The organism is Caballeronia cordobensis, assembly GCF_001544575.2.
GTDB lineage: Bacteria > Pseudomonadota > Gammaproteobacteria > Burkholderiales > Burkholderiaceae > Caballeronia > Caballeronia cordobensis.
This window is the reverse complement of the sequence record NZ_FCNY02000022.1, coordinates 22,578-45,976: the sequence shown is the minus strand read 5'-3', so window position 1 is coordinate 45,976 and position 23,399 is coordinate 22,578. Positions and strand designations below refer to the sequence as shown.

The following is a 23,399-nucleotide window of genomic DNA, read 5'->3' as shown; positions in this document are numbered from 1 at the left end:
GACTGGGCTTTTTGCTTTTGCACGCTGGATTCCTTAGGCGAGCCACACGACGGTCAGCGACCGCACGCCCTGCGCGCCGCGAATCAGCACGCCTTCGATATCCGCCGTCGCCGAAGGTCCCGTCACGAGCACCGCATAGCGCGCCGATTTGAAATCGGGCCGCCGGTACACCTGCTGCAAGCCATCGACGAGCGATGCCGGATCGAGCAGCACGACGAGGTGCTGCGCCAGATAGCCGATCGAATTCACGACGTACTCGTCTTCGCTGAACCACACCGAGCCGGTTTCCGCGACGCCGAAGCGCCCTCTCACGACGCCCACGTCGACATCTTCCAGCGACGCGGGAATCGTCTCCGCCGACAACTCACGATTCCCTTCGACGCCCGCCACCGCCGACGCGATCACCTTCGCGTCCGGAAAGCGCGCGGCGATCATCGCCTGCACATCGCCTAGCGAAGCTGCATCGACGCACGTGCCGCCCATCGCGGTGAGCGCGGTCGTGAAACGCGTCTTCGGTTCGCCGCGGGGTGACGGAAAAATAGGCACATCGGGACGCGGCCGCGACGCCGGTTGCGCAGCACGGATCTTCGAGAGAAAAGCTTCGCGGGTCGTCATCGGGCGTCCTTCCGGTTTTTGCGATACCACTCGTGAAACGTCTCGACAGGCGCTTCGGGCAGATCGCGCTGACGTCCCCAGATGTTGAGCGGGTTATAGAGCACGAAGTTGGGCAGGCGCTTCAACGCGCCGCCGAGCGATGCGACCGTCGCGCGATAAAGCGTCGGGCTCGCGAGCAGCCGCCCCGCCATCTTCAGGACTTCCTGCTTCACGAACGGCACTTCGTGCTTCTCGGCGATGACCGCCCGCCACTTGTAGATCTGCTCGTGGATGTTCACCTTCACCGGACACACGTTGGTGCAGCTGCCGTTCATCGTCGAGGCGAACGGCAGCGCGCTGTAGCGCTTCAGATCGTAGGTCGGGTTGATGATCGCGCCGATCGGCCCCGAATACGTGCCGCCGTACGACAGGCCGCCGCTTCGCCGATACACCGGGCACGTGTTCATGCACGCGCCGCAGCGGATGCATTTGAGCGAGAACCAGAAGTCGTCCATCGCGAGGCGCTCGGAACGGCCGTTATCGACGAGGATGTAATGCATCTCCGTGCCCGGCCGCGGCTTGCGAAAGTGCGATGTGTATTGCGTGATCGGCGAGCCGAGCGCGCTTCTCGACAGCATGCGCACGAACACGCCGAGATCGGCGATCGTCGGAATGATCTTCTCGATGCCGATCGACGCAATATGCAGCGGCGGCACGTTCGCCGACAAATCCGCGTTGCCCTCGTTCGTGCAGACGACGACCGTGCCCGTTTCCGCCACCGCGAAGTTGCAGCCGGTCATCCCGGCCGTCTTTTCGCGCACGAAATACGGCCGCGTGTTCATGCGCTGGCTTTCGGCGAGATAGTGGATGTCGCTGTTCTTCGGATCGGTGCCGATGGTCTTGCCGAACAGTTCCGCCACGTCCGCGCGCAGCTTGTGCACCGCCGGCACGACCATGTGACTCGGGTCCTGATGATCGAGCTGCTGAATGCGCTCGCCGAGATCGGTTTCCATCACGGTGATGCCGCGCGGCTCCAGATAGTCGCGCATGTAGCACTCGTCGGTGAGCATCGACTTGCTCTTCACGAGCGAGGTCATGCCGCGCGCGCTCATCAGCTCGTAGACGAGCGCGTTGTGCTCTTGCGCATTCGCCGCGAAATGCACGACGACGCCGTTCTTCTCGGCCTCATCGACGAATTGCGCGATGTAGTCCGCGAGATTGGACAGCGTGTGTTCCTTGATGCCCGACGCGAGCTCGCGCATCGTCTCCCATTCGGGGATGCCGTGCGCCTGCGCATCGCGCTTCGTGCGCAAGTCCCACAGACGCTTGTCGTGGAACGCGACGTGATCGGGTTTTTGCAGGAACGCGCCCGCCGCTTTCGCGTGATCGATACGGACGGTTTTGCTCATCCTCGGGCTCCGTTCAGAACCTGCGCGATATGAATGAACCTCGCGTCGAGCTTCATGCGCTCGGCACAGCCTTGCTGATGCATGAGACACGACATGTCGCCCGACACGATGTACTGCGCACCCGCGCCGACGTGATCGCGCACTTTGTCCTGCCCCATGCGCACGGAGACGGCCTCTTCCGTCACGGAGAACGTGCCGCCGAAGCCGCAGCATTCGTCGGGGCGCGCGGGCGAAACGAACTCGATGCCCTTCACGCCTTCGAGCAGCGCGCGCGGCTTCGAAAACGGCGTCGCCGCCACTTCCGAGTTCGATGTCTCACGCAGATGCCGCACCGCGCTGCAACTGTTGTGCAGCCCGACGCGATGCGGAAACTCGGCCCACGGAAACTCGCGCACCTTCAGCACGTCGTGCAGGAACTCGACCAGCTCGTAAGTATTGCGGCGCACCTTCTGCACCGCGCTCGTCTGCTCGATCGCGGTGAAATGCTCGCGCACGTGATGCACGCAACTCGCCGACGGCCCGACGACGTAATCGTAGTCGGCGAAATTGCGGGCGAACACGCGCTCCGCGCCCGCAGCCTGCTTGTGCGCGCCGCTATTGGCCATCGGCTGGCCGCAGCAAGTCTGGTCCTGCGGATAGTCGACATCGAGCCCGAGCCGCTCCAGCAGCTCCAGCGTGGCGATGCCGACCTGAGGATAAAACGCGTCGATGAAACAGGGGACGAACAAAGCGACTTTCATGGCGCTCCAAACGTGGGGAATTTGGTAAGCTTGGTCTGACCAAGACTTTAAAGAGATGCGCCTTTCGTGTCAAACTCGGGGCAATCCCATGTATTCACCCTGCTTTCGCGCCGAACGATGACTTTCCAGCCTGTCCATGCCCACTCCTACGCCCGCGTGCGTCTCTCCGATATCGTGTCGGGGCAGATTCGCGAGCTGATCTCGAACGGCGCGCTGCTGCCGGGCCAGCGCCTGCCGGCCGAGCGCGATCTGGCGGAGCAGTTGAACGTGTCGCGCCCGTCGCTGCGCGAGGCGCTCATCCGGCTGGAATCGGACGGTTTCATCCGTGCGGCAGGACGCGGCGGCTTCGTCGTCTCCGACGTGACGGCGCCGCTCGTGTCGCATCCGCTCGCGGCGCTGCTCGAAGCACAGCCGAACGCCAGCGCCGACGTGCTCGAACTGCGCCACGGTCTGGAGACGCTTTCCACCGCCTACGCCGCCGAGCGCGCGACCGAGGCCGATCTCGCGCGCATCGCCGCCGCGTTCGACGCGCTGCAGAACGCCGTCGCCGAGAAAAGCACGCGTATCGCGGAGAAAGACGCGGCCTTCCATCTGGCGATCGCGGACGCGACGCACAATATCGCGCTCGCGCACGTGATGCATGGGCTCGACGAACTGGTCCGCGAATCGATGCTCACGTCGCACCGTCTCGTCGATTACGACGACGAAGTCGAAGCAAACTTGATGACGCAGCATCGCGCGATCTTCGACGCGATCGTCGCGCGCGATCCGGCGCGGGCGCGCGAGTGCGCGGGCGCGCATCTCGACTACGTGCGCACGCTCTACCGCGACCGGCTGGCGAAGAAGAATCGCGCCGCGTGATCAAAGCCGATACGTCCGATCACATTACGAATTTGTAAGCCGCAAGAAAGTGATGATAGGACTTGGCCTACATGGATTTCGGACGCACACGGCTAACGCGCCCCAAGCTTCTTCGCGATACTGAAACCGTCAACAACAACACGCGATGGAGGACAACATGCCTTACCTGCTCGGATGGCTGCTCGGTGTGCCGGTGATCGTTCTGGTGATTCTGTATCTGATCTTTCATTGACCGGCAGCGCGGCGATGTATCAAAAAGAGCCAGGGGCGTCGATACAATACGACGCCCTTTCTCTTTTTCCGAAGGAAGCCGATGAAACGCTTATTTCTCGCGCTCGCCGCACCGCTCATGATGATTTCCGGCGCGGGACTCGCGCATGCCGAGGAAATCGCCAGCGTCAACACCAACTTCCGTTTCACCGGTTCGGACCGCGTGACCGTCGAGGCCTATGACGATCCGCTGGTGCAAGGCGTGACCTGCTATGTGTCGCGGGCGCGCACGGGCGGCGTCAAAGGCACGCTCGGCATCGCGGAAGATCCGTCCGAAGCGTCCATCGCCTGCCGCCAGGTCGGGCCGATCAAGATCACGCAGCCGCTCAAGCAGAAAACCGACGTGTTTTCGGCCGGCATGTCGTTCATCTTCAAGACGCTGCACGTGGTGCGCATCGTCGATGCGAAGCGCAACACGCTCGTCTACATGACCTACAGCGACCGCATCGCGACCGGCAGCCCGAAGAACAGCGTGACGGCGGTGCCCGTGCCCGAAGGCACGACCATACCGGTGAAGTGACGCGCAACTGTCCGGTGCGGCGCGAAGCAAAGTTGTAAACTAGGCGGTTCCGCCCGTCCCGAAATTCGTGAACCATGAACGCCGCCCGCTTCCGCAATGCCGCACGCTACTGGCGCTCGCCGCTCGTGCCGGACGCGGACATGGTCACGGCCGAATACTACGATCACGAATTCACGCCGCACTGGCACGACGCCTATACGGTGCCCGTGATCGAGGCGGGCGCGGAATGCTACGACTATCGCGGCGCGCATCACGTGGCCGAAGCGGGCTCTGTGCCGGTCATCAATCCGGGCGAACTGCACACGGGCGCGCGGGCGGTCGATGCGGGCTGGCGCTATCGCGTGTTCTATCTGCCGGTGCCGTTCGTCGAAGATCTCGCGCACGCGATGTCGGCGCAGAAGGCCGCGTCGCCGTGGTTTCCGGTCGATATCATTCGCGATCCCGATCTCGCGCGGCGTCTGGTGATCGCGCACCGGCTGCTGGAAAACGGCGCGGACCCGCTCGCCGCGGAACTGGCCCTCGTCGATGCCACGAGCACGCTGCTCGCCCGCCACGCGCTCGAACGTCCGGCCGTCGCGCCGCTCGCCGCCGACGCGCGCCGCGTCGCAACGATGAAATCGCGCCTCGCCGACGATCTGCTCGAACCGCTCACGCTCGCCGATCTGGCGCAAACCGTCGGTCTCTCGACCTTCCACGCCGCGCGCCTCTTCACGCGCGAAACCGGCCTCGCGCCGCACGCGTGGCGCAATCAGATGCGTATCGTGCGCGCGTTGCCCGCCTTGCGCGCGGGCGCATCCGTGACGGACGTCGCCGCGGCGAGCGGCTTCACCGACCAGAGCCATTTCACGCGGCATTTCAAACGCACGTTCGGCGTGCCGCCCGGCCGCTGGCGCTGAATTCACACCCTGAACCCGATGAGCGCAAGAACGTACAAGCGTCCCAGGCGGCGCGTTGCGTATCCTCCGCTTTCATAGGAGGACCATCTTGAACGCATCACCTTTGCGCGAATTCGCCGCTGGCGCGCGCGACACCATCCCGATGATGATCGGCGCCGCGCCCTTCGGCGTGATCTTCGGCACGCTCGTCACCGCGAGCCCGCTGACGCTCTGGCACGGCCAGCTCATGTCGCTCGCCGTGTTCGCGGGCTCGGCGCAGTTCATCGCGGTCGGGCTGATCGCATCGCACGCGAGCTTCGCCGTCATCTGGGCGACGACGCTCGTCGTCAATCTGCGTCACGTGCTCTATTCGGCGACGCTCTCGCCGTATGTCGCGCATCTGCCGCGCCGCTGGCGCTGGGCGCTCGCGGGCCTCATGACGGACGAAGTCTTTGCCGTCGTCTACGCGCACTATCAGAAGCGCGCGCCGGGCGAAACCGGTCCGCACTACTTCCTCGGCTCCGGCGTCGCGATGTATCTGAACTGGCAGTTGTGGACGCTCGCCGGCCTGCTGTTCGGCGCGGCGTTTCCCGGCCTGAAGTCGCTCGGCCTCGACTTCGCGATGGTCGCGACGTTCATCGCCATCATCGTTCCGCAGCTCGTCGCGGTGCGCTTCATCGCGGCGGCGGCGGCTTCGGGCGTGCTGTCGTTCGCGTGGCAAGGCTGGCCGTACAAGCTCGGGCTGCTCGCCGCCGTGTTCGTGGGCGTCGCGGTCGGCATGGTGCTCTCGCTCATGGAAAACCGGCCGCAGACGAAGCAGCGCCTCAAGAACGCCAAGGAGCGCACGCAATGAACTACGTCTGGCTGATCCTGGGCATGGCGCTGGTGACGTACGTGATCCGCGCCGCCGTCTTCGTGCTGGGCGAGCGCCTGCCGTTTCCGCCGGTCGTGCGCACCGCGCTCTCGTTCGTGCCGGTGACGGTGCTCACCGCGATCATCGTGCCGATGACGGTCTCGCCGCACGGCGACGGCGCCGAAATCACATGGCGCAATCCGCAGCTCGTGGCGGCGCTCGTCGCGGTTATCGTTTGCGTGTTCACGAAACGGCCGCTGGTGACGATTGCGGTGTCGCTCGCGGTATTTTTCCTGTGGCAGTTCGTCGTGCTGGGCTAAACGTTTTCCGCCGATCCACTGCCGATCGGCTTTCAAAAAGCCTCGAAGAAGCCTCAAGTTCCCGGAAATCGCGCCGATATCAGAAACGAATGGACTCCGCCTGAAACGCGGCGCCGCCAGCATTTCCCGCCTCCGGGACACTGGAGAGCGGAACCGGGAACCAACATGCGTCAAATCACCCTGTCGCTTCGCGACGAGACGATCGCTTCGCTGGAACGCGACTTCGAAGCGTTTCTGCGTCTGTCGCTGAAGCTCGATCCACAATTCGTCACGCCGTCGTTCGAGGACTTCCTGCGCGCGAAGCTGCTCGACAACAACACGCCGCTCACCGAGCAGGCCGTGCAGCGCATGCTCACGCACGGCCAGTACGCCTGGGCCAAGCGCGCGCTCGACAAGGAGTTTCCCGACGTCGTCGAAATCCTGATCCGTCAGGCCGCCGAGCACGGCTTCGCGTTCGCGATCCGCGCCGACTGGACCGCGGAGGATCTCGTGAAGGCGTCGCGCGAATGGGCGACGGCGATCGTCACCGAAGCGAAGGGCGACCTGTCGCAAGTGGACATGCTCGCCTCGCAAATCAAGTCGGCGGCGGCGGATATCCGCGAAGTCGAGGAAAAGATGCAGACGCCCGCATGGCGTCTCGCCGATTCGCTGCGCCAGCGCGTGTACGAAACGAAGATTTCGGTGGAAACGAGCGTGGGCTCGACGGCGCGCGAGAAGCTCGGCGAACTGCGCTGCCTGCTGCGTCTGGGCATCGTCTACGGTTCGATTCAGAAGCAGGAAGCGCAGCAGGTGCTGGAATATCTGCGCTCGCTGCGGCCCGAGCTTTTCGTCGAAGAGCCTCACGACGGCTTCACGCGCTTCGCCGCGTGGCTGCGCAGCATCTTCGCGCCGGCGCCGCGCGCGCCGAGCACGTCGCGGGCGCAGCGGTAAGCGCTGCTCGTTTTTCAGTCCCACATTCCCTTCAGGCGCGCCGCGATATCGAGCTTCGCTTTCGCGGCCGCCGCGAGCCCCGCCGCCGTCGGCGCGGCGGGCGCGATCACCGGCGGCCACGCCGCCGCCTCGAAGTTCTGCATCAGATGCGGCGGAATGAAGCGCGTGCGCTGCGCCCACACGTGCCGGTCGCCGAGATGCGTCTGGTTGTGGACGTAGAAACGCTGCGGCGTGACGATGTGCAGATCTTCCTTCGCGCGCGTCATCGCGACGTAGAGCAGACGCCTTTCTTCGTCGATTTCCTCGTCGCTGCCCGTGCCGAGATCGGACGGAATGCAGCCATCCACGCCGTTCAGGACGAACACGTTGCGCCATTCCTGACCCTTCGCCGAATGGATGGTCGAGAGAATCAGATAATCCTCGTCGAGCAGCGGCACGCCGGATTCGTCGCTGGTCGCATCGGGCGGATCGAGCGTGAGTTCGGTGAGAAAGCGCTCGCGCGTCGGATACGTCGCCGCGATGCTTTCCATCTGCAAGACGTCGCCGATGCGGATCGCCGCGTCCTCGTGATTGCGTTCCAGATGCGGCTCGTACCAGCGCCGGATCATCTCGAACTCGGCGGGCCAGCCCGTCGCGTGGCCACAGAGCTTCGCCATCAGGCCGACGAAGCGTGGCCAGTCGTCGCTCGCTCGTGCAGGCGCCTGGAACGCTGCAATGGCGCTCGATGCGACCGCGTCCGGCGCGCTCACGCTATCGAGCAAGCGCCCGGCAATGGCGGGACCGACGCCCGGCAACAGTTGCGCGACGCGAAAGCCCGCTACGCGATCGCGCGGATTCTCCGCCCAGCGCAGCACCGCAAGCACGTCCTTCACGTGGACCGAATCGAGAAACTTCAGCCCGCCGAACTTCACGAACGGAATGTTCCGGCGCGTAAGCTCGATTTCGAGCGTCGCGCTGTGATGCGCCGCGCGAAAAAGCACCGCCTGCGCCTTGAGCTTCATGCCCGCCTCGCGCGCCTCCAGCACTTTCTCGACGACATAGCGCGCCTGATCGGCCTCGTCCGCGACGGAGACGACGCGCGGCTTTTGCGCCGATGCCTTGTCGGTCCACAGATTCTTCGTGTAGCGCTCGCTCGCCATGCCGATGACCGCGTTCGACGCCTCGAGAATCGGCTGCGTCGAGCGATAGTTGCGATCCAGCGTGACAGTCGCGGCGGGCGGATCGAAATGGCCGGGAAAATCGAGGATGTTGCGCACCGTCGCGCCGCGAAACGAATAGATGGACTGCGCGTCGTCGCCGACGACCGTGAGGCCGCGGCCGTCCGGTTTCATCGCGAGAAGAATGGACGCCTGCAGACGGTTCGTGTCCTGATATTCGTCGACGAGCACGTGATCGAAGCGGCTCGCGAGATCCGCGGCCACCGATGGCTCCGCCGCGAGATGCGACCAGTAGAGCAGCAGATCGTCGTAATCGAGCACGCTTTGCGCTTGTTTCGCGCTGACATAGGCGGCGAAAAGGCGTTTGAGGTCGGCTTCCCACTCGCGGCACCACGGATACGACTGGTCGAGCACGCGGCCAAGCGATGCGCCCGTATTGACGACGCGCGAATAGATCGCGAAACACGTCGACTTCGCCGGAAAGCGCTTTTCCTTCGACGACAGGCCGAGCTCGTGCCGCACGAGATTCATGAGATCGGCGGAATCCTCGCGGTCGTTGATCGTAAACGACGGCGCGAGGCCGACGAGATCGGCGTAATCGCGCAACAGCCGCGCGCCGACGCTATGGAAGGTGCCGGACCACGTCAGACCCTGCGCGATGGCGCTTCTCTTTCCGAGCGCGTTCATGGCGATGCGCGACACCCGCCGCGTCATTTCGAGCGCCGCGCGCCGCGAAAACGTGAGCAGCAGGATGCGATGCGGGTCCGCGCCCTTGACCAGCAGATGCGCGACGCGATGCGCAAGCGTGTTCGTCTTGCCCGAACCCGCGCCGGCGATGACGAGCAGCGGCCCGCCGCGATGGCCGGGTTCATCGACGCCGAATTCGACGGCCGCGCGCTGCGCCTCGTTGAGCTTGGCAAGATAGTCGGCGGCCTGCTGTGCGGCGGATTCGGCAACGGTGTCAGGAAGCGTGAGCACGGAGAGAGACGGCGGGAAAAGGTGACGCACACTGTATATCCATACAACCCGCGCGCGCAAGTCCTTGGCTTGGCTAGGCTTTTGGCCCCAAATGCAAGGAGCCCGGTCCGCAGGGGAACCGGGCTCGCATCGTTCTCGCAAACAGGGTTATTGCGCCTTCTTCGCGTTCTTCACCTTGGCGTCGGCGGCGGCTTCGTTGGCTTCGGATTGCGCCTCCGTCTTCTTCTTGTCGGCCTTGGCCTGCGCGACGGCGGCGTCCTTGTCGGCTTCGGCCTGCTTCTTCGCGGCCTTCTGATCCGCCTTCGTCGGGGCGTCGCTCGTCGTCTGCGCGATCGATGCCACGCTTACGCTCGCGAACGTTCCCGCGATCAGCGCGGCCAGTAGTGCATGTGCTTTTCGATTCATGATGTCCTCCCTTTCCCAATGCATTGCCGCGAAGCCATGACGGCTTCGCGGCGCTTCACGCTCAGTGCTGCAGGCCCGTGTCCTTCGGCGCGCGCGGCTCCGTCGCGTTCAGTTCCGCGCGGGCGGCGTCCTTGTCCGCCTTGCGGTTGATCTTCGCGTTCTTGACTTCCTCCTTGTACTGCGCCTTGGCCTGCTGGTTTTGCGCCTTCAGTTCGGCCTTCGACGCCTTCTTCGACGCGCTGTATTCGGCGTTCGCCTCCGCGTTCGCGTTGCGGCGCTGGACGAGCGGATCGGTCGGCGCGGGCGCGACGACGTTGTGCTGCGGCGGTGTCACAGGCGCCTGGCCCGCGATCTGCCCGGTTGCCGCGGCATCCGGCGCGGGCTGCATCTGGGCCTGCATTTGCGTCTGCGCCTGCACCGGCGCGGGTTGCGTCGCGGTCTGCGCGTAAGCGCCCGACGCGGCGAGGGTGGCGATGGCGGAACCGATCAGAAGAATTCGTGCGCGAGTCATGAGCTAGTCCTCTCTTTAGTTGGCGTCGGCGGCGCCCGAACGACGTGAAGCAGGCGTCCGCGCGACTTTTGTCGATTGGCAAGATGACCGAAGCTGCATCGATCAACAGGTCGGACCGGCGTGCGATCGGGCGAGTTCGCGAAAACCAGTCATTGTTACCGACCGTTTCATCTGGCTACATTTGCCAATCGACCCGCTTGCGACCGGATTACCGGCGTCCGCACAGCGAACAGCACGGCGCATGCCCGAAGCGGCGGCGGCCGTGGTTTATCATGGAGGCCTTTCCTGTTTCACCCGCTCCATGCCTGCACTGCACTTCACCCTCACGGGCGACTACATCGAACTTCACAACCTGCTCAAGATCATGGGTCTCGCGGACAGCGGCGGCTCGGCGAAGGCGCGCGTCGCAATGGGCGATGTCACCGTCAACGGCCAGGTCGAGATGCGCAAGACCTGCAAGATCCGCGCGGGCCAGAAAGTGAAGATCGACGGCCAGACCATCCACGTTCGCGCGCCCAAATAGTGTCGCGCGCACTTGCGCGCACACGCCGCGCGCTTGCCAAAACCCGGCCATAAGCGAACGCGTCATCGACACGGCGCGCGCGACGCAATAAGCTAGTCGTCTTTCGTTCTGGTTTCAGCGTCGGTTCCCGTCAGCGCGTCTGCGCTTCGATCTTTGCCCCTTCGCTTTCCAGTCCACGGCGCTCAGTGCACTGACTGATGCGCCGTCATCGTTTCGATCCGGTCAACCATGCAACCGCAAGCCACGCGCGCCACACGCGCGCATCAAGGACCGCCGAGCCTCTCGCGTCACGCTGTCGATACGGCGCGCCTCGCCGCGCCGCTCGCCATCGCGCAACTCTCGCAGATGGCGATGGGCGTCACCGACACCATCCTGCTCGGCTCGCTCGGCCCGGACGCGCTCGCCGCGGGCGGCCTGGGCGCGAATCTCTTCTTCGTCGTCGTGACGCTTTTGCAGGGCGTGCTGACCTCGGTGTCCGTGTCGGTCGCGCATGCACGCGGCGCGAATGCCGATGACCGCGTGCCGAGCATCTACTGGACGGGCCTCGTGCTGTCCGTGCTGCTCGCCGTGCCGGCGTTCGTGCTGCTGAGCTATGCCGAACCGATCCTGCTCGCGTTCCACGAGCCCGCGACGCTCGCGAAGAACGTCGGCGAGTATTGCGCGGTGCTGCGCTGGGGGACGCCCGGCAGTCTCATCGGCATCGGGATGATGCGCGCGTTCCTTCCCGCGATCGGCGCGGCGCGCAGACTCTTGTGGATTTCCATCGGCGGCGTCTTCGTCAACGGCTTTCTCAACTACGGCCTCATTCACGGCGCGTATGGCCTGCCGCGCGAAGGCTTCCTCGGTTCCGCGGCGGCGACGACCATCACGGTCTGGCTGACGGCGGCGGCGCTCGTCGCGGTGCTGCATCTGCGGCCGCGCTACAAGCATTTCGTCGTACGCGCCCGCCCGCGCCTGCCCTTGATGGGCGAACTGTTCGGCATCGGCTGGCCGGTCGCGATCACGTACGGCGTCGAATCGACGCTCTTTCTCGCCACCGGCATGATGGTCGGCCTGCTCGGCGAAGCGCCCCTCGCCGCGCATCAGATCGCGCTCAACGTCGCGTCGGTCGCGTTCATGGTGCCGCTTGCGATCGGCCAGGCGGCGAACGTGCGCGTGGGCTACTGGGTCGGCGCGGGCGTGTCCGTCGCGGCGCGGCATGCGGGCTTCGTCGCGATCGCGCTGGGCGTCGGCTTCATGATGTGCTCGGGCCTCGTGCTGATCACCGTGCCGCATGCGATCGTCGGCCTCTATCTGAATCTCGACGATCCCGCCAACGCGTCTACCGTCGCGCTCGCCGCATCGCTCCTCAGCGTCGCGGCGGTGTTCCAGATCGTCGACGGCATGCAGACGGTCGGCTCCGGCTGCCTGCGCGGTCTCAAGGACACGCGCATCCCCATGCTCGCCGCCGCGTTCGGCTACTGGGGCGTCGGCTTTCCGACCGGCTACGTGCTCGCGTTTCACTTCGAGCTTGGCGCAAAGGGCCTGTGGTGGGGGCTCGCGGCGGGCCTCGCGAGCGTCGCCGCGCTGATGACCTTGCGGTTCCATCGCATCAGCCGGCGGTTCATCGAAACGGGCGTCGCGCCCACGACCGACGACGCCGGCGCCCCGGACGCCGCGCCGCACGGCCACGTTTGATAAGCACCCGAGCCGCGCGCCGATATGCATAGCAGGAATGCTTGGTTGGTGCGCGCGAGGCGCATTGCTAGGATGAACCCGTCTCCTCCTTGAGACATCTGTGACAGGGGTTGTCAGCCCGCTTCAGCCAAGCGGGCTTTTTTTCGTCCCTACGGTTCATTGCTCTCTACCGCGCGGTGTCGCGCACGGCCATTTCCCGATTTCCCATACAATAAATTTGAGACGCGCCGCGCGAGAACGCTTCTTGCTTGGTGTCGTCCTGAAAACGCGTCGCGACGTACGGGTCGCGACCACTAAAAAGAGGGATCGAAGTGTCGGAAAGCCGGGGGATGTGGGAAGCGGCCGGGCGTGACGGGACGCGCGCAAGCATCGAAGGAAGATTTCGCGCCGCCGTGCGCAATGTGGCCATCGTCATGATGATGGCGGCGCTCGCCGCCTGCGCGGAGCGACCGCCCGCGACGGCGTTCGACCGTCCGTCGAGCCAGGCGCTCTCCACGAACGAAGCGACGCCGCTCGCGGCCGCGCTCGCGCCGCTGGAACAGCAGCATCCGGACGAGTCCGCCGTGCGCCTTCTGCGCACCGGCACGGACGCGCTGCAGGCCCGCGTCGCGCTCGCGCGCGCGGCGACCAAGACGCTCGACATGCAGTACTACATCGCCGAGGAAGACAACACCGGCAAGCTGCTGCTCGGTGCCGCGCTCCATGCGGCGGATCGCGGCGTGCGCGTGCGCATGCTCGTCGACGATCTGAATTTCAAAGACATCGACCGCATCATGGCGGCGCTCAACTCGCACGACAAGATCGAGATTCGCGTGTTCAACCCGTTCGGCAGCGCGCAGCGCAGCTTGTCCGAGCGCACGCAGAACGTCTTCACGAACCTGAGCCACTTCACGCGCCGCATGCACAACAAGGCGATGATCGCGGACAACCAGATCGCGATCGTCGGCGGGCGCAATCTCGGCGACGAGTACTTCAGCGCAAGCCCCACGCTGCAATTCCGCGATCTCGACGTCTTCGCCGCCGGCCCTGTCACGCACAAGATTTCCGCGAGCTTCGACGATTACTGGAACAGCTCGCTCGCGTATCCGTTGCGCGGGCTGAACAAGCAGAAGTTCGATCCGTCCGAGCTCGACAAGACCCGCGACGATCTGCGCGCGCACTGGCGCAAGCAGGCCGATCCGCTGAACGCGAAGCCGCTCAACGCGACGCCGCTCGCGCAGCAGATCGCGCGCGGGGAAATGGGCCTCGTCTGGGCGCCGACGGAGTTCTGGGTCGATTCGCCGTCGAAGATCGAACGTCCTAGCGACGACTACAAGAGCCCGCCGATGACGCGCCTCGTCGATCTGCTGAAAGATGCGCAGCGCGAATTCCTGATCATCTCGCCCTACTTCGTGCCGCACGACGCGGGCGTGAAAGCGCTCGGCGATCTCACGAAGCGTGGCGTGCAGATCGCGGTGCTGACCAATTCGCTCGCCGCAACCGACGCCGTCGCCGTGCAGGCGGGCTACGCGCCGTATCGCGTGCCGATGCTGAAAAACGGTGTCGAGCTGTACGAATTCAAGCCGATCCAGGCCGAAGGCGAAGCCAGTCCGCGCGCGGGCCTGTTCGGTTCGCAATCGCGCGCGAGCCTGCATGCGAAGGCTTATGTGATCGATCGGAGTATCCTCGTGATCGGCTCCATGAATCTCGATCCGCGTTCGTCGAAGCTGAACACCGAGCTCGCGCTCGTGATTCACGACAAGGCCATCGCCAGCGAAGCCGCCGGCCTTTTTGCCGACGCCATTTCGCCGAAAGTCAGTTGGCGGGTGCAACTCGCGAGCGCGGCGGTCGACGAAGAGATGCGGCGCACGGGCGCGCCGCGGTCGGGCCTCGTCTGGACCGCCGAGGAAAACGGCAGCCTCGTCACCTGGAACTTCGATCCCGAGGCGGGTTTTTATCGCAATCTGATGACGGGCATCTTCACGCTGCTGCCCGTCGACAAGCAGCTCTGATCCAATTTCGAGGGAATCTCAGGCCATGACACAGAACGCGAAGGACGGCGTACGGATGGAGAAGGACACGTTCGGCGAGATCGCCGTGCCGAACGGCAAGCTCTGGGGCGCGCAAACTCAGCGCTCGCTGCAGAACTTCAAGATTTCGACGGAAAAGCAGTCGCCCGAACTCATCACCGCGCTTGCGATCGTCAAGCACGCCGCCGCCGAGGTGAACGAAGGGCTGAAGGTGCTCGATTCGAAGAAGGCCCGCGCGATCATGCAGGCGGCCGAGGAAATCATCGACGGCAAGCATCCCGATGAATTTCCGCTCGCCGTGTGGCAGACCGGATCGGGCACGCAGACCAACATGAACCTGAACGAGGTGATCGCCAATCGCGCGAGCGAGATCCTGGGCGGACCGCGCGGCGAGGAGCGTCTCGTCCATCCGAACGACGACGTGAACCGCGGGCAGTCGTCGAACGACGTATTCCCGACGGCGATGCACGTCGCGGCGGCGTACGCCATCGTCAAGCATCTGATTCCGTCGCTCAAGACGCTGCGCGATACGCTCGACAAGAAAGCCAAGGCCTTCGACAAGATCGTGAAGATCGGCCGCACGCATCTTCAGGACGCGACGCCGCTTACGCTCGGCCAGGAATTTTCGGGATACGTCGCGCAGCTCGATCAGGGCATCCGGCATGTCGAGGCGACGCTGCCGCATCTGTACCAGCTCGCGCAGGGCGGCACGGCGGTCGGCACCGGCCTGAACGCGCATCCGGAATTCGCCGCGAAGGTGGCGGCCGCGATCGGCAAGCTCACCGGTCTGCCCTTCGAGACCGCGCCGAACAAGTTCGAGGTCATGGCCGCCGCCGACGCGCTCGTCGCCGCGCACGGCGCGCTGAAAACTGTGGCCGCGGGCATGATGAAGATCGCCAACGATATCCGCTGGCTGTCGAGCGGACCGCGCTGCGGGCTCGGCGAATTGTCGATTCCGGAGAACGAGCCGGGCAGCTCGATCATGCCCGGCAAGGTGAACCCCACGCAGTCCGAAGCCGTGACCATGCTGTGCTGCCAGGTCTTCGGCAACGACGTCGCGGTGAACTTCGGCGGCGCGAGCGGCAACTTCGAGCTGAACGTGTTCCGGCCGATGATCGCGCATAACGTGCTGCAGTCCGCGCGCCTGCTCGCGGACGGCGCGCAGAGCTTCAACGACAACTGCGCGGTGGGCATCGAGCCGAACGAGAAGCGCATCGACAGCCTGCTCAACGAATCGCTGATGCTGGTGACGGCGCTGAATCCCCACATCGGCTACGACAAGGCCGCGCAGATCGCGAAGAAGGCCCACAAGGAAGGCACGACGCTCAAGGCCGCCGCGCTCGCGCTCGGGCACGTGACCGAGCAGCAGTTCGACGAGTGGGTCAAGCCGGGGGATATGGTGGGGAAGAAGTAGGTCCCGCTTGACGCGGCGGGCCTAGACCCTCCCCGCCGCCACCTCTTCCGGCTTCAGCTCGACGATCGCGTCGAGCGCGTCCTTCACGTCCATCGCATATTTGGCGAGGCGCTTTTCCTCGTCCGTTTCGGGCACGAAGGACGGCACGGGCGTGGGCTGCCCTTTCTCGTCGACGGCGACGAAAACCATCAGGCAATCCGTCGTCATCTGCAATTCGCCGACTTTGGGATCGCCCGCGTGCACGGAAATGTGAATGTGCATGCTGGTGCGCCCGGTCGTGACCACGCGGGCGCGCAATTCGACCAGATTGCCGACGAGAATCGGCCGGCGAAAACGGATATTGCCGACGCTCACCGTCACCGCATAGCGGCCGGACCACATCGCGGCGCAGGCGTAGGCGGTTTCGTCGATCCATTTCATCAGCGCACCGCCGTGCACTTTGCCGCCGAAATTCACCGACGTAGGCTCGGCAAGAAAGCGGAAAGTGGTTTCGGCGCGGCTTTTCGGCGCAGCGGGAGCGGGAGACGAGGCTGGCGTGTTCATGGGGGCGTCATCGTTTTGGGGAATGTGACGCCGATTATAAGTAGCGAGAAAGCCTAGGGTCTGTTCACCTATAAAACGTGCATGCGTTGCCCCGTAAAGGGCCGATCGCAAGGAATGCGACGAAGCTAAGACCGGGCGTCTTCGCGAGGAGCATGACGCGGCGAGCGGCCCTTTACGGGGCAACCCCTAGCTATAAATTCCAATCAGGGGAACGCCCGAAATCGGCCGCATTGCGGCGTCGCGCGGCGCTTGTTTGGGAAGGCCAAACGGCGCGCCGCGCTCCTTGCACTGCAGCCGATTTCGGGCGTTCGCATGCACGTTTTATAGGTGAACAGACCCTAGTCGTGCACGGTGATGCCCTGATCGATCGTGCCGTACATCGTGATGCTGCCGCCGCCGCCCGCCGATGACGACGGTGCGCCCGCGCATCCCGCGCAAAGCATCAGCGCGCCGAGCACGCTGGCAAGTAGGAATCTGGACATGTGATGACCTCGGCCGCATTCAAACGCAAAGAGCCATTCTAGCGCCGGCCCCGCGCATCGACATTTCGGCGCACGGTGAAACATCGGTTGCGATGGCGCGCTAGCATGAACGCATCGACAAAAAGGACATCGCCATGAACTCGCTGCTCGACGATACGGACTCGCGCGTCCGCCATTTTCCCGGCCTGTCGCGCATCGGCGCGCTGATCGCCGATCCGGGCCGCGCCGCGATGCTCTGGTCGCTGATGGACGGCACCGCGCGCCCGGCCGGCGAGCTGACGATGATCGCGGGACTGTCGCCCTCGGCGGCGAGCGGGCATCTCGCGCGGCTGACCGAAGGCGGCCTGCTCGCGCTCGAAGTGAGCGGACGGCATCGCTACTACCGCATCGCGACGCCCGACATTGCCGCCGCCATCGAAGCGCTCGCGAATCTCGCGCGGGCGAGCGCGCCGCAGCGCACGCCGGAGCGGCCGCCTTCCGCCGTGCCGGTGGAGATGCGCTTCGCGCGCACGTGCTACGACCATCTCGCGGGCGAACTTGCGGTGCAGCTTTTCGACCGGATGATCGCGCGCAACTGGCTCGCGGCGGCCGACGATCGGACGCAATCGCAATCCCAGACGCAGACGCAAACCCACGGCCCCGCCGCGCTCGACACGACGCCCGAAGGCGCGCAGGCATTCGCCGAACTCGGCATCGATATGAAAGCGCAGCGCGCACGCCGCCGTCGGTTCGCGTGTACGTGCATCGACTGGAGCGAGCGCAGGCCGCATCTCGGCGGCGCGCTCGGCGCGGCGTTTCTGGAAGCGTGCGAGTCGCACGGCTGGATCGAGCACACGGCGAAGCGCCGCGTGCTGCGCGTGACGCCCGCCGGGCACCGGCATTTCGAAGACTTTCTGTCTGCGCGCCCGGTGCGCTAGCGGCGTGGCTACACCGCCATCGGCGCGGTGAGCGGCTCGTGGTGCTTGTACCCTTCGAGCGCAAAATCCTTCGGCTCGATCTTCTCCAGCCATTCCGGCTCGTAGCGCTTCGTGACCGCGTAATCCGGCACGCGGTCCGAGATGATGAGCTGCGGCGACGGCAACGGCTCGCGCTTCAACTGCTCCTCAAGCATGCCAAGCTGGTTCTCGTAGATATGCGCATCGCCGATGAAATACGTGAACCAGCGCGGCGTGTATCCCGTCAGCCTGCCGACGAGATGCAGCAGCGCCGCGCCCTCGGTCAGATTGAACGGCGTGCCGAGCCCGACATCGTTGCTGCGGATATACAGACACAGCGAGATTTCACGCGTCACCGCGTTCGGGATGAACTGGTACAGCAGATGGCACGCGGGCAGCGCGATCTCGTCGAGCTTCGCGGGATTCCACGCGTGAAACAGAATGCGCCGGTCGGTCGGGCGCTCGATGATGGTGTCGAGACACTGGCGCAACTGATCGATCGCCTTGTAGAGCAGCACCTGCTCGCGCCCGTTTTCGACGAAGCTCGTGACGAGCTGAAAGCCGCGATTGGTCGCGTCGGAAATCTGGTCGTTCGCACTGGCGTCGATCAGCTTGTACGCGGGCCACTTGCGCCACTGCACGCCATAGACGTCGCCGAGATCGTCCGGCCCTTGCCGGTAAGGGTTCTCGAGCCATTGCGGATTCTCGTTCGCGTTGGCGTCCCACACCTTGCAGCCGAGCGCGCGAAAGTCCGCCGCGCTCTTCGACGCGCGCAGAAAGCCCACCAGCTCGCCGATCGCGGATTTGAACGCGAGCTTTTTCGTCGTCACCGCGGGGAAGCCTTGCTGCAAGTCGAAGCGCAGCATCGCGCCGGGAATGCTGATCGTGCGGATACCCGTGCGGTTTTCCTGCCAAGTGCCGGTATCGAGGATCGTCTGGACGAGCTCGAGATACTGTTTCATTCAATGTTCCCTGGGTATGCTGCGCGCCCTCGCGAACGGAAGGCGTAAACGGGAGATTTTAGCAAGCAGCGGAGTTGGGCGCTCTAACGCAACGGCACGAAAAAACGGGCGCCTGCAAGCGCCCGTCCGGGTGAAATTCGGCTGATGAATGCGTCAGCCGCGCGTGGCGTGCTCCGACGGCGCATCCACCTCGATATGACGCATGCCGTGCGCCGACAGCAGGCGATACAGCGTCACGCGCGAAATGCCGAGCTCCTGCGCCGCATCGCCCAGCCGCCCGCGATGCCGCAGCAGCGCGAGTTCGATCGCCTGCCGCTCGGCGGCCTCGCGCGCCTGCGCGAGCGACACCGGCGCGACTTCCACATACTCGCCGAGCTCGAGATCGCGCGCGGTGATCTGACGCCCTTCCGACATCACGATCGCGCGCCGCACGCGGTTGATGAGCTCGCGCACGTTGCCCGGCCAGCCGTAGTTGTGGATCGCCGCGATCGCATCGGGCGAGAAACCGCGCAGACGCCGGCTCGCGTCTTTCTTGAAGCGGTCGAGCATGTGTTTCGCCAGCAGTTCGATATCCTTGCCGCGCGCGCGCAGCGGCGGCTCGTCGATCTGCAGCACGCACAGGCGGTGATACAAGTCCGCGCGGAACCGGCCTTCGATCATCGCGGTCTGCATGTCGACGTGCGTCGCCGAGATGATGCGCACATCGACGGGTGTCGAGCCGTGTCCGCCGAGCCGCTCGACCTTGCGCTCCTGCAGGAAGCGCAACAGGCTCGCCTGGCTTTCCAGAGGCAGATCGCCGATTTCATCGAGGAACAGCGTGCCGCCGTTGGCCGCTTCGACACGCCCGATCTTGCGCTGATTCGCGCCGGTGAAGGCACCGCGTTCGTAGCCGAAGAGCTCCGATTGCAGCAGATGCGCGGGAATCGCGCCGCAGTTGATCGCGACGAACGGCTGATCGCGGCGCGCGGAACGTTCGTGGATGGCGACCGCCGTCAGTTCCTTGCCGGTGCCGGATTCGCCCGAAATGAACACGGGCGCGTCGGTCATCGCGACCTTGCGGATCGAGCGGAAGAGCGCGAGCATCGCGTCGCACGAACCGACCATTTCGCCCTCGGCGCGGCCTTCGCTGCGCGCGTCGTTCGACGCGGCGTCGTGCAGCGCCACCATGCCGTATGCATGACCGACGGAATCGACGATGCGGTCGTTCGACGTCGGCAACGTCACGTAATCGAAGCAGTAGTCGCGGATCAGCCGCCGCACGGCGGCGTCTTCGAGTTGTCCGGCAACGGTGGTGGCGACCCAGCCCACATTGGTCATCGTCAGCGACGATTCGAACGCCGCCAGTTCATGAGATTCGAAATGGCTCGACAGATCCAGCAACCCCCCGGTCGCCAGATCGTTTCGCAATGCCTTGCGCGTGTCGCGCGCGCTCGCGACGATCTCGATGTGCCAGCCGCGCTCCTCGAATCGCGCGCATAGCGTCTCGCTTGGATCGCGAGTCACATAGATGAGTTGCCGCCGAGCGACGTCCATTATTCAGATCCTTTGTTCAACATTCGTTGAAAAGGTCACGTAGTTAGGCTCGCGCTACATCGCAGACTTCGTTGCCCTCGCACGTTTGCGGAAAACGTCTGGAGAGGGACTTGCCATTCGATACGTCGCCCCCGGGACACGGCGCGAAACGTCGCGCACCCTTCCACGAAACCCTTTATGTCTGATTCTGTGCTGTTTTTGAGAGACTACTATAACCCAGAAGCCCCGGAAACAAATATCGCGGGAACCGCCCTATTAGCCACAAAACCTTGACAGGACGGGGCTGACGTGAATTTCTCACACGGTTATTAAAAACTTTGCGCACAATTTAATAAGACAAAATCTTATACCGCTTTCGCGAGAAGTTCATGCTTTTCTGCCTTTGTGTTTCAACGGTGAAACGTTTTTGCCCGGATTGCCGCACCTATGTCCCCCCTGAAAACGAAGGGCCTTTGCCTGGCAATGGTTCCAGCGCGGTGGCACATAATTCGCTATTTTTAGCGCATCAGAAGGTAAGAAATTCTCCGAGCAGAACGAGCGTTCTGTTTTAGCGTCGCATTCGGTTTTGCTTATTCTTTCTTACCGGCTGCGCGATCACTTTATTTCCGGATTTTTCCGTTCCGGGAATAGTTACCTCGGATTATGTAGTCAGAATGGCTCTCGACAGTTCATTAAGCCGCGGCGATGCATCCGACGCGCATCAAAAAGGCGAGACCGCCGACGAAGCCGGCTGCGCATCCGCCGCGCGTCCGGCGGGATCGGCGATCAGCGTCACGCTGTGGGACGAGGTCGCACCCACGCACGCCCACGGGCCGCCGCCGCTCGACGACGACTCGCCCGAGGCGTGACCCTGCGCGGCGGCTCCGGCGAGCGTGTCGGTTAGAATCGAGGCCCCGGCGGCGCGACCCGCGCGCCCATCTGCCCGACCTCTTTTCGATGACGACGCTGACTCTGATCGTCGCCCGCGCGCGCAATGGCGTGATCGGACGCGACAACCAACTCCCCTGGCGGCTGCCCGAAGACCTCGCGTTCTTCAAGCGCACGACGATGGGCGCGCCCATCATCATGGGCCGCAAGACGCACGAATCGATCGGCCGGCCGCTGCCCGGGCGGCGCAATATCGTCGTGTCCCGAGATGCGTCGCGGCGCTACGACGGTTGCGATGTCGTCACGAGCCTGGACGCCGCGCTCGCGCTGGCTCCGGCCGACGAAGCATTTCTGATCGGCGGCGCGCAGTTGTATCGCGACGGCTTCGAACGCGCGGACAAGCTGATCGTCACCGAAATCGACGCGGACTTCGACGGCGACACGCGTTTCCCCGCGCCGGATCCGGCGCACTGGCGGGAGGTGTCGCGCGAGACGCACCGCGCCGCGCCGCCGAACGCATTCGATTTCGCCTTCGTCGCTTACGAGCGCATTCGCGTCTGAAAGAAAATGGCCCCGGACGCGTCCGGGGCCATTGCGTTTCACGCGGTGCGTGCTGCGCCGATTACTGCCCCGCGACGGTCATCCGCTCGATCAGCACTGAACCGATTTCCTTCGTGCCGCGCACGACCGTATCCGCGCCGATGGCCTCGATATGGCGGAACATTTCCTGCAACGTGCTCGCCACCGTGATTTCCTCCACCGCGTGCACGATCTTGCCGTTCTCGACCCAGAAACCCGACGCGCCGCGCGAATAATCGCCCGTCACGTAGTTGACGCCCTGGCCCATCAGTTCCGTGAGCAGCAAGCCCGTGTCGAGTTTCTTGAGCATCGCTTCGAAATCGTCCTCGGGCTTCGTGTGCGCGCTCTTCATCGTGAGATTGTGCGAGCCGCCCGCGTTGCCGGTCGTCTTCATGCCGAGCTTGCGCGCCGAATACATCGACAGGAAATAGCCCTGCACGACGCCGTCTTCGACCACGTTGCGCCGCTGCGTGCGCACGCCTTCTTCGTCGAACGGCGCGCTGCCCATGCCGCCCTTCACGTGCGGATCTTCGACGATCTGGATATGCGGCGCGAACACCGGCTTGCCGAGGCTGTCGACGAGAAACGAGGTCTTGCGATACAGCGCGCCGCCGCTCACCGCCTGCACGAACGAGCCGAGGATGCCGGCCGCGAGCGGCGCTTCGAACAGCACGCGGCACTTGCGCGTGTCGAGGCTTCTCGCACCGAGACGCGCGAGCGCGCGCTCGGCCGCGTAGCGCCCCACCGCTTCCGGCGCGGCGAGACCGGCGGCGTCACGTTTGGACGTGTACCAGTCGTCGCGCTGCATGTCGCGGCCGGCCGCCGCGATCGGCGCGCACGAAATGTAATGGCGCGAGTACGGATAGCCCGCCATGAAGCCGCGCGAAGTCGCGAGCACGAACTGCGAATGCTGCGCGGAGACGCTCGCGCCCTCCGAGTTGCTCACGCGCTTGTCGACGGCGAACGCGGCGGCCTCGGCGCGGCGCGCGATCTCGGCGGCTTCTTCCGCGTCGATGTCCCACGGGTGATAGAGATCGAGATCCTGCGGCGCCTTCTCCAGCAGGTCTTCGTCGGCGAGACCGGCCGCGTTGTCCTCGGCCGTGAAGCGCGCGATGTTATACGCGGCGGCGACCGTGTCACGCAGCGCCTCGCGCGTGAAATCGGCCGTGCTCGCGTTGCCGCGCTTCTTGCCGATGAACACCATCACGCCGACCATCTTGTCGCGGTTGTGCTCGATGGTTTCGACATCGCCGCGCCGCACGCTCACCGACAGGCCATCGCCTTCGGAGATTTCGGCGGCGGCATCGGTCGCGCCGAGTTCCTTCGCGTAGCGCAGGATGTCGGAGGCGATCTCCTTCAGCTCGTCCTGCGTATGCGGGAAGTAGCGTTGCTTGACGTCCATGTCTGCTGCCATTTTGGGTTGCCTTTGGAAGTCGGGCGGCGGGCGCCCGC

The 23,399-nt window shown here is 64.7% G+C and carries 24 protein-coding genes; 13 read left to right on the top strand and 11 right to left on the bottom strand.

What is annotated here, in order from left to right; translation table 11 throughout:
* Positions 1–33 precede the first annotated feature (33 nt).
* The 3 genes from AWB70_RS30855 to AWB70_RS30845 are packed head-to-tail and all read right to left on the bottom strand — an operon-like array spanning position 34 to position 2,743.
* Entirely contained in the window at positions 34–615 is a 582-nt protein-coding gene (locus tag AWB70_RS30855) for a LutC/YkgG family protein (RefSeq protein WP_053568581.1), read from the bottom strand.
* Positions 612–2,003, bottom strand: a complete 1,392-nt coding sequence (locus AWB70_RS30850) for a lactate utilization protein B (RefSeq protein WP_045450883.1) — start codon at positions 2,001–2,003, stop codon at positions 612–614. The genes AWB70_RS30855 and AWB70_RS30850 overlap by 4 nt, the downstream gene beginning before the upstream one ends.
* Positions 2,000–2,743 (bottom strand): (Fe-S)-binding protein, encoded by a 744-nt coding sequence (locus AWB70_RS30845; RefSeq protein ID WP_014191986.1) that lies wholly within the window; start codon positions 2,741–2,743, stop codon positions 2,000–2,002. The genes AWB70_RS30850 and AWB70_RS30845 overlap by 4 nt, the downstream gene beginning before the upstream one ends.
* A gap of 117 nt (positions 2,744–2,860) precedes the next feature.
* On the opposite strand from AWB70_RS30845, the gene AWB70_RS30840 reads away from it, so the two are divergent.
* From AWB70_RS30840 to AWB70_RS30815, 6 genes are all read left to right on the top strand, one after another.
* Entirely contained in the window at positions 2,861–3,604 is a 744-nt protein-coding gene (locus AWB70_RS30840; RefSeq protein WP_014191987.1) for a FadR/GntR family transcriptional regulator, read from the top strand.
* Positions 3,605–3,917: 313 nt separating this feature from the next.
* Positions 3,918–4,394: a CreA family protein gene (locus AWB70_RS30835; RefSeq protein ID WP_014191988.1), complete on the top strand. Its 477-nt coding sequence runs from the start codon at positions 3,918–3,920 to the stop codon at positions 4,392–4,394.
* Positions 4,395–4,468: 74 nt separating this feature from the next.
* Positions 4,469–5,290: a helix-turn-helix transcriptional regulator gene (locus tag AWB70_RS30830; protein WP_053568582.1), complete on the top strand. Its 822-nt coding sequence runs from the start codon at positions 4,469–4,471 to the stop codon at positions 5,288–5,290.
* A gap of 142 nt (positions 5,291–5,432) precedes the next feature.
* Positions 5,433–6,122, top strand: coding sequence for an AzlC family ABC transporter permease (locus AWB70_RS30825; RefSeq protein WP_231927740.1), 690 nt, complete (start codon positions 5,433–5,435; stop codon positions 6,120–6,122).
* Positions 6,119–6,442, top strand: coding sequence for a branched-chain amino acid transport AzlD family protein (locus AWB70_RS30820; RefSeq protein ID WP_045450887.1), 324 nt, complete (start codon positions 6,119–6,121; stop codon positions 6,440–6,442). Before AWB70_RS30825 ends, AWB70_RS30820 begins: the two co-directional genes overlap by 4 nt.
* A 165-nt stretch (positions 6,443–6,607) precedes the next feature.
* On the top strand, positions 6,608–7,372 hold the full coding sequence (locus AWB70_RS30815) for a DUF4088 family protein (RefSeq protein WP_014191992.1): 765 nt from the start codon (positions 6,608–6,610) through the stop codon (positions 7,370–7,372).
* Positions 7,373–7,386: 14 nt separating this feature from the next.
* Here the strand turns inward: AWB70_RS30815 and AWB70_RS30810 are convergent, their stop codons facing one another.
* The 3 genes from AWB70_RS30810 to AWB70_RS30800 all read right to left on the bottom strand — a co-directional run bounded on the left by AWB70_RS30810 (position 7,387) and on the right by AWB70_RS30800 (position 10,423).
* Complete coding sequence (locus AWB70_RS30810) at positions 7,387–9,507, bottom strand: ATP-dependent helicase (RefSeq protein ID WP_053568612.1); 2,121 nt, start codon at positions 9,505–9,507, stop codon at positions 7,387–7,389.
* Between the two features lie 147 nt (positions 9,508–9,654).
* The gene (locus tag AWB70_RS30805; RefSeq protein WP_041730558.1) at positions 9,655–9,912 is read right to left on the bottom strand and encodes a hypothetical protein; all 258 of its coding nucleotides are present in this window, start codon (positions 9,910–9,912) and stop codon (positions 9,655–9,657) included.
* A 61-nt stretch (positions 9,913–9,973) separates the two neighbouring features.
* A complete protein-coding gene (locus AWB70_RS30800) occupies positions 9,974–10,423 on the bottom strand; it encodes a hypothetical protein (RefSeq protein WP_053568583.1) in 450 nt (149 codons plus the stop codon).
* A gap of 301 nt (positions 10,424–10,724) precedes the next feature.
* On the opposite strand from AWB70_RS30800, the gene AWB70_RS30795 reads away from it, so the two are divergent.
* From AWB70_RS30795 to fumC, 4 genes are all read left to right on the top strand, one after another.
* Positions 10,725–10,946, top strand: coding sequence for an RNA-binding S4 domain-containing protein (locus tag AWB70_RS30795; RefSeq protein WP_014191995.1), 222 nt, complete (start codon positions 10,725–10,727; stop codon positions 10,944–10,946).
* Between the two features lie 228 nt (positions 10,947–11,174).
* Positions 11,175–12,623, top strand: coding sequence for an MATE family efflux transporter (locus AWB70_RS30790; RefSeq protein WP_053568584.1), 1,449 nt, complete (start codon positions 11,175–11,177; stop codon positions 12,621–12,623).
* Positions 12,624–12,952: 329 nt separating this feature from the next.
* Positions 12,953–14,614 carry a phospholipase D family protein gene (locus tag AWB70_RS30785; protein WP_053568585.1) on the top strand — a complete coding sequence of 554 codons (1,662 nt, stop codon included), beginning with the start codon at positions 12,953–12,955 and terminating at the stop codon, positions 14,612–14,614.
* Positions 14,615–14,639: 25 nt separating this feature from the next.
* Complete coding sequence (gene fumC / locus AWB70_RS30780; protein ID WP_200826453.1) at positions 14,640–16,046, top strand: class II fumarate hydratase; 1,407 nt, start codon at positions 14,640–14,642, stop codon at positions 16,044–16,046.
* 21 nt (positions 16,047–16,067) lie between these two features.
* Here the strand turns inward: fumC and AWB70_RS30775 are convergent, their stop codons facing one another.
* Together AWB70_RS30775 and AWB70_RS39135 are read right to left on the bottom strand one after the other, a co-directional pair.
* Positions 16,068–16,589 carry an acyl-CoA thioesterase gene (locus AWB70_RS30775; RefSeq protein ID WP_053568586.1) on the bottom strand — a complete coding sequence of 174 codons (522 nt, stop codon included), beginning with the start codon at positions 16,587–16,589 and terminating at the stop codon, positions 16,068–16,070.
* 338 nt (positions 16,590–16,927) lie between these two features.
* A complete protein-coding gene (locus tag AWB70_RS39135; RefSeq protein ID WP_167350987.1) occupies positions 16,928–17,071 on the bottom strand; it encodes a hypothetical protein in 144 nt (47 codons plus the stop codon).
* A gap of 134 nt (positions 17,072–17,205) precedes the next feature.
* On the opposite strand from AWB70_RS39135, the gene AWB70_RS30770 reads away from it, so the two are divergent.
* Positions 17,206–17,988 (top strand): ArsR/SmtB family transcription factor, encoded by a 783-nt coding sequence (locus AWB70_RS30770; RefSeq protein WP_053568587.1) that lies wholly within the window; start codon positions 17,206–17,208, stop codon positions 17,986–17,988.
* An 8-nt stretch (positions 17,989–17,996) separates the two neighbouring features.
* On the opposite strand, the gene AWB70_RS30765 is transcribed toward AWB70_RS30770, so the two are convergent.
* Both AWB70_RS30765 and AWB70_RS30760 read right to left on the bottom strand, forming a co-directional pair.
* Positions 17,997–18,968, bottom strand: a complete 972-nt coding sequence (locus AWB70_RS30765; RefSeq protein ID WP_045450897.1) for a thymidylate synthase — start codon at positions 18,966–18,968, stop codon at positions 17,997–17,999.
* Positions 18,969–19,121: 153 nt separating this feature from the next.
* Positions 19,122–20,501 carry a sigma-54 dependent transcriptional regulator gene (locus AWB70_RS30760; RefSeq protein ID WP_014192004.1) on the bottom strand — a complete coding sequence of 460 codons (1,380 nt, stop codon included), beginning with the start codon at positions 20,499–20,501 and terminating at the stop codon, positions 19,122–19,124.
* A gap of 653 nt (positions 20,502–21,154) precedes the next feature.
* Between AWB70_RS30760 and AWB70_RS30755 the strand changes: the two genes are divergently transcribed.
* Both AWB70_RS30755 and AWB70_RS30750 read left to right on the top strand, forming a co-directional pair.
* Positions 21,155–21,349 carry a hypothetical protein gene (locus AWB70_RS30755; RefSeq protein ID WP_045450898.1) on the top strand — a complete coding sequence of 65 codons (195 nt, stop codon included), beginning with the start codon at positions 21,155–21,157 and terminating at the stop codon, positions 21,347–21,349.
* A gap of 88 nt (positions 21,350–21,437) precedes the next feature.
* Positions 21,438–21,929 (top strand): dihydrofolate reductase, encoded by a 492-nt coding sequence (locus tag AWB70_RS30750; protein WP_053568588.1) that lies wholly within the window; start codon positions 21,438–21,440, stop codon positions 21,927–21,929.
* 61 nt (positions 21,930–21,990) lie between these two features.
* Here AWB70_RS30750 and pmbA read toward each other — a convergent pair whose 3' ends face one another.
* The gene (gene pmbA / locus AWB70_RS30745) at positions 21,991–23,361 is read right to left on the bottom strand and encodes a metalloprotease PmbA (protein ID WP_014192006.1); all 1,371 of its coding nucleotides are present in this window, start codon (positions 23,359–23,361) and stop codon (positions 21,991–21,993) included.
* Between the last annotated feature and the right edge of the window lie 38 nt (positions 23,362–23,399).

What these genes read in the sequence shown, in the direction of transcription:
- AWB70_RS30855 (WP_053568581.1), bottom strand. Translation starts at nt 615, where the DNA reads ATGACGACCCGCGAAGCTTTTCTCTCGAAGATCCGTGCTGCGCAACCG.
- AWB70_RS30850 (WP_045450883.1), bottom strand. Translation starts at nt 2,003, where the DNA reads ATGAGCAAAACCGTCCGTATCGATCACGCGAAAGCGGCGGGCGCGTTC.
- AWB70_RS30845 (WP_014191986.1), bottom strand. Translation starts at nt 2,743, where the DNA reads ATGAAAGTCGCTTTGTTCGTCCCCTGTTTCATCGACGCGTTTTATCCT.
- AWB70_RS30840 (WP_014191987.1), top strand. Translation starts at nt 2,861, where the DNA reads ATGACTTTCCAGCCTGTCCATGCCCACTCCTACGCCCGCGTGCGTCTC.
- AWB70_RS30835 (WP_014191988.1), top strand. Translation starts at nt 3,918, where the DNA reads ATGAAACGCTTATTTCTCGCGCTCGCCGCACCGCTCATGATGATTTCC.
- AWB70_RS30830 (WP_053568582.1), top strand. Translation starts at nt 4,469, where the DNA reads ATGAACGCCGCCCGCTTCCGCAATGCCGCACGCTACTGGCGCTCGCCG.
- AWB70_RS30825 (WP_231927740.1), top strand. Translation starts at nt 5,433, where the DNA reads ATGATGATCGGCGCCGCGCCCTTCGGCGTGATCTTCGGCACGCTCGTC.
- AWB70_RS30820 (WP_045450887.1), top strand. Translation starts at nt 6,119, where the DNA reads ATGAACTACGTCTGGCTGATCCTGGGCATGGCGCTGGTGACGTACGTG.
- AWB70_RS30815 (WP_014191992.1), top strand. Translation starts at nt 6,608, where the DNA reads ATGCGTCAAATCACCCTGTCGCTTCGCGACGAGACGATCGCTTCGCTG.
- AWB70_RS30805 (WP_041730558.1), bottom strand. Translation starts at nt 9,912, where the DNA reads ATGAATCGAAAAGCACATGCACTACTGGCCGCGCTGATCGCGGGAACG.
- AWB70_RS30800 (WP_053568583.1), bottom strand. Translation starts at nt 10,423, where the DNA reads ATGACTCGCGCACGAATTCTTCTGATCGGTTCCGCCATCGCCACCCTC.
- AWB70_RS30795 (WP_014191995.1), top strand. Translation starts at nt 10,725, where the DNA reads ATGCCTGCACTGCACTTCACCCTCACGGGCGACTACATCGAACTTCAC.
- AWB70_RS30790 (WP_053568584.1), top strand. Translation starts at nt 11,175, where the DNA reads ATGCAACCGCAAGCCACGCGCGCCACACGCGCGCATCAAGGACCGCCG.
- AWB70_RS30785 (WP_053568585.1), top strand. Translation starts at nt 12,953, where the DNA reads ATGTGGGAAGCGGCCGGGCGTGACGGGACGCGCGCAAGCATCGAAGGA.
- fumC (WP_200826453.1), top strand. Translation starts at nt 14,640, where the DNA reads ATGACACAGAACGCGAAGGACGGCGTACGGATGGAGAAGGACACGTTC.
- AWB70_RS30775 (WP_053568586.1), bottom strand. Translation starts at nt 16,589, where the DNA reads ATGAACACGCCAGCCTCGTCTCCCGCTCCCGCTGCGCCGAAAAGCCGC.
- AWB70_RS39135 (WP_167350987.1), bottom strand. Translation starts at nt 17,071, where the DNA reads ATGTCCAGATTCCTACTTGCCAGCGTGCTCGGCGCGCTGATGCTTTGC.
- AWB70_RS30770 (WP_053568587.1), top strand. Translation starts at nt 17,206, where the DNA reads ATGAACTCGCTGCTCGACGATACGGACTCGCGCGTCCGCCATTTTCCC.
- AWB70_RS30765 (WP_045450897.1), bottom strand. Translation starts at nt 18,968, where the DNA reads ATGAAACAGTATCTCGAGCTCGTCCAGACGATCCTCGATACCGGCACT.
- AWB70_RS30760 (WP_014192004.1), bottom strand. Translation starts at nt 20,501, where the DNA reads ATGGACGTCGCTCGGCGGCAACTCATCTATGTGACTCGCGATCCAAGC.
- AWB70_RS30755 (WP_045450898.1), top strand. Translation starts at nt 21,155, where the DNA reads ATGGCTCTCGACAGTTCATTAAGCCGCGGCGATGCATCCGACGCGCAT.
- AWB70_RS30750 (WP_053568588.1), top strand. Translation starts at nt 21,438, where the DNA reads ATGACGACGCTGACTCTGATCGTCGCCCGCGCGCGCAATGGCGTGATC.
- pmbA (WP_014192006.1), bottom strand. Translation starts at nt 23,361, where the DNA reads ATGGCAGCAGACATGGACGTCAAGCAACGCTACTTCCCGCATACGCAG.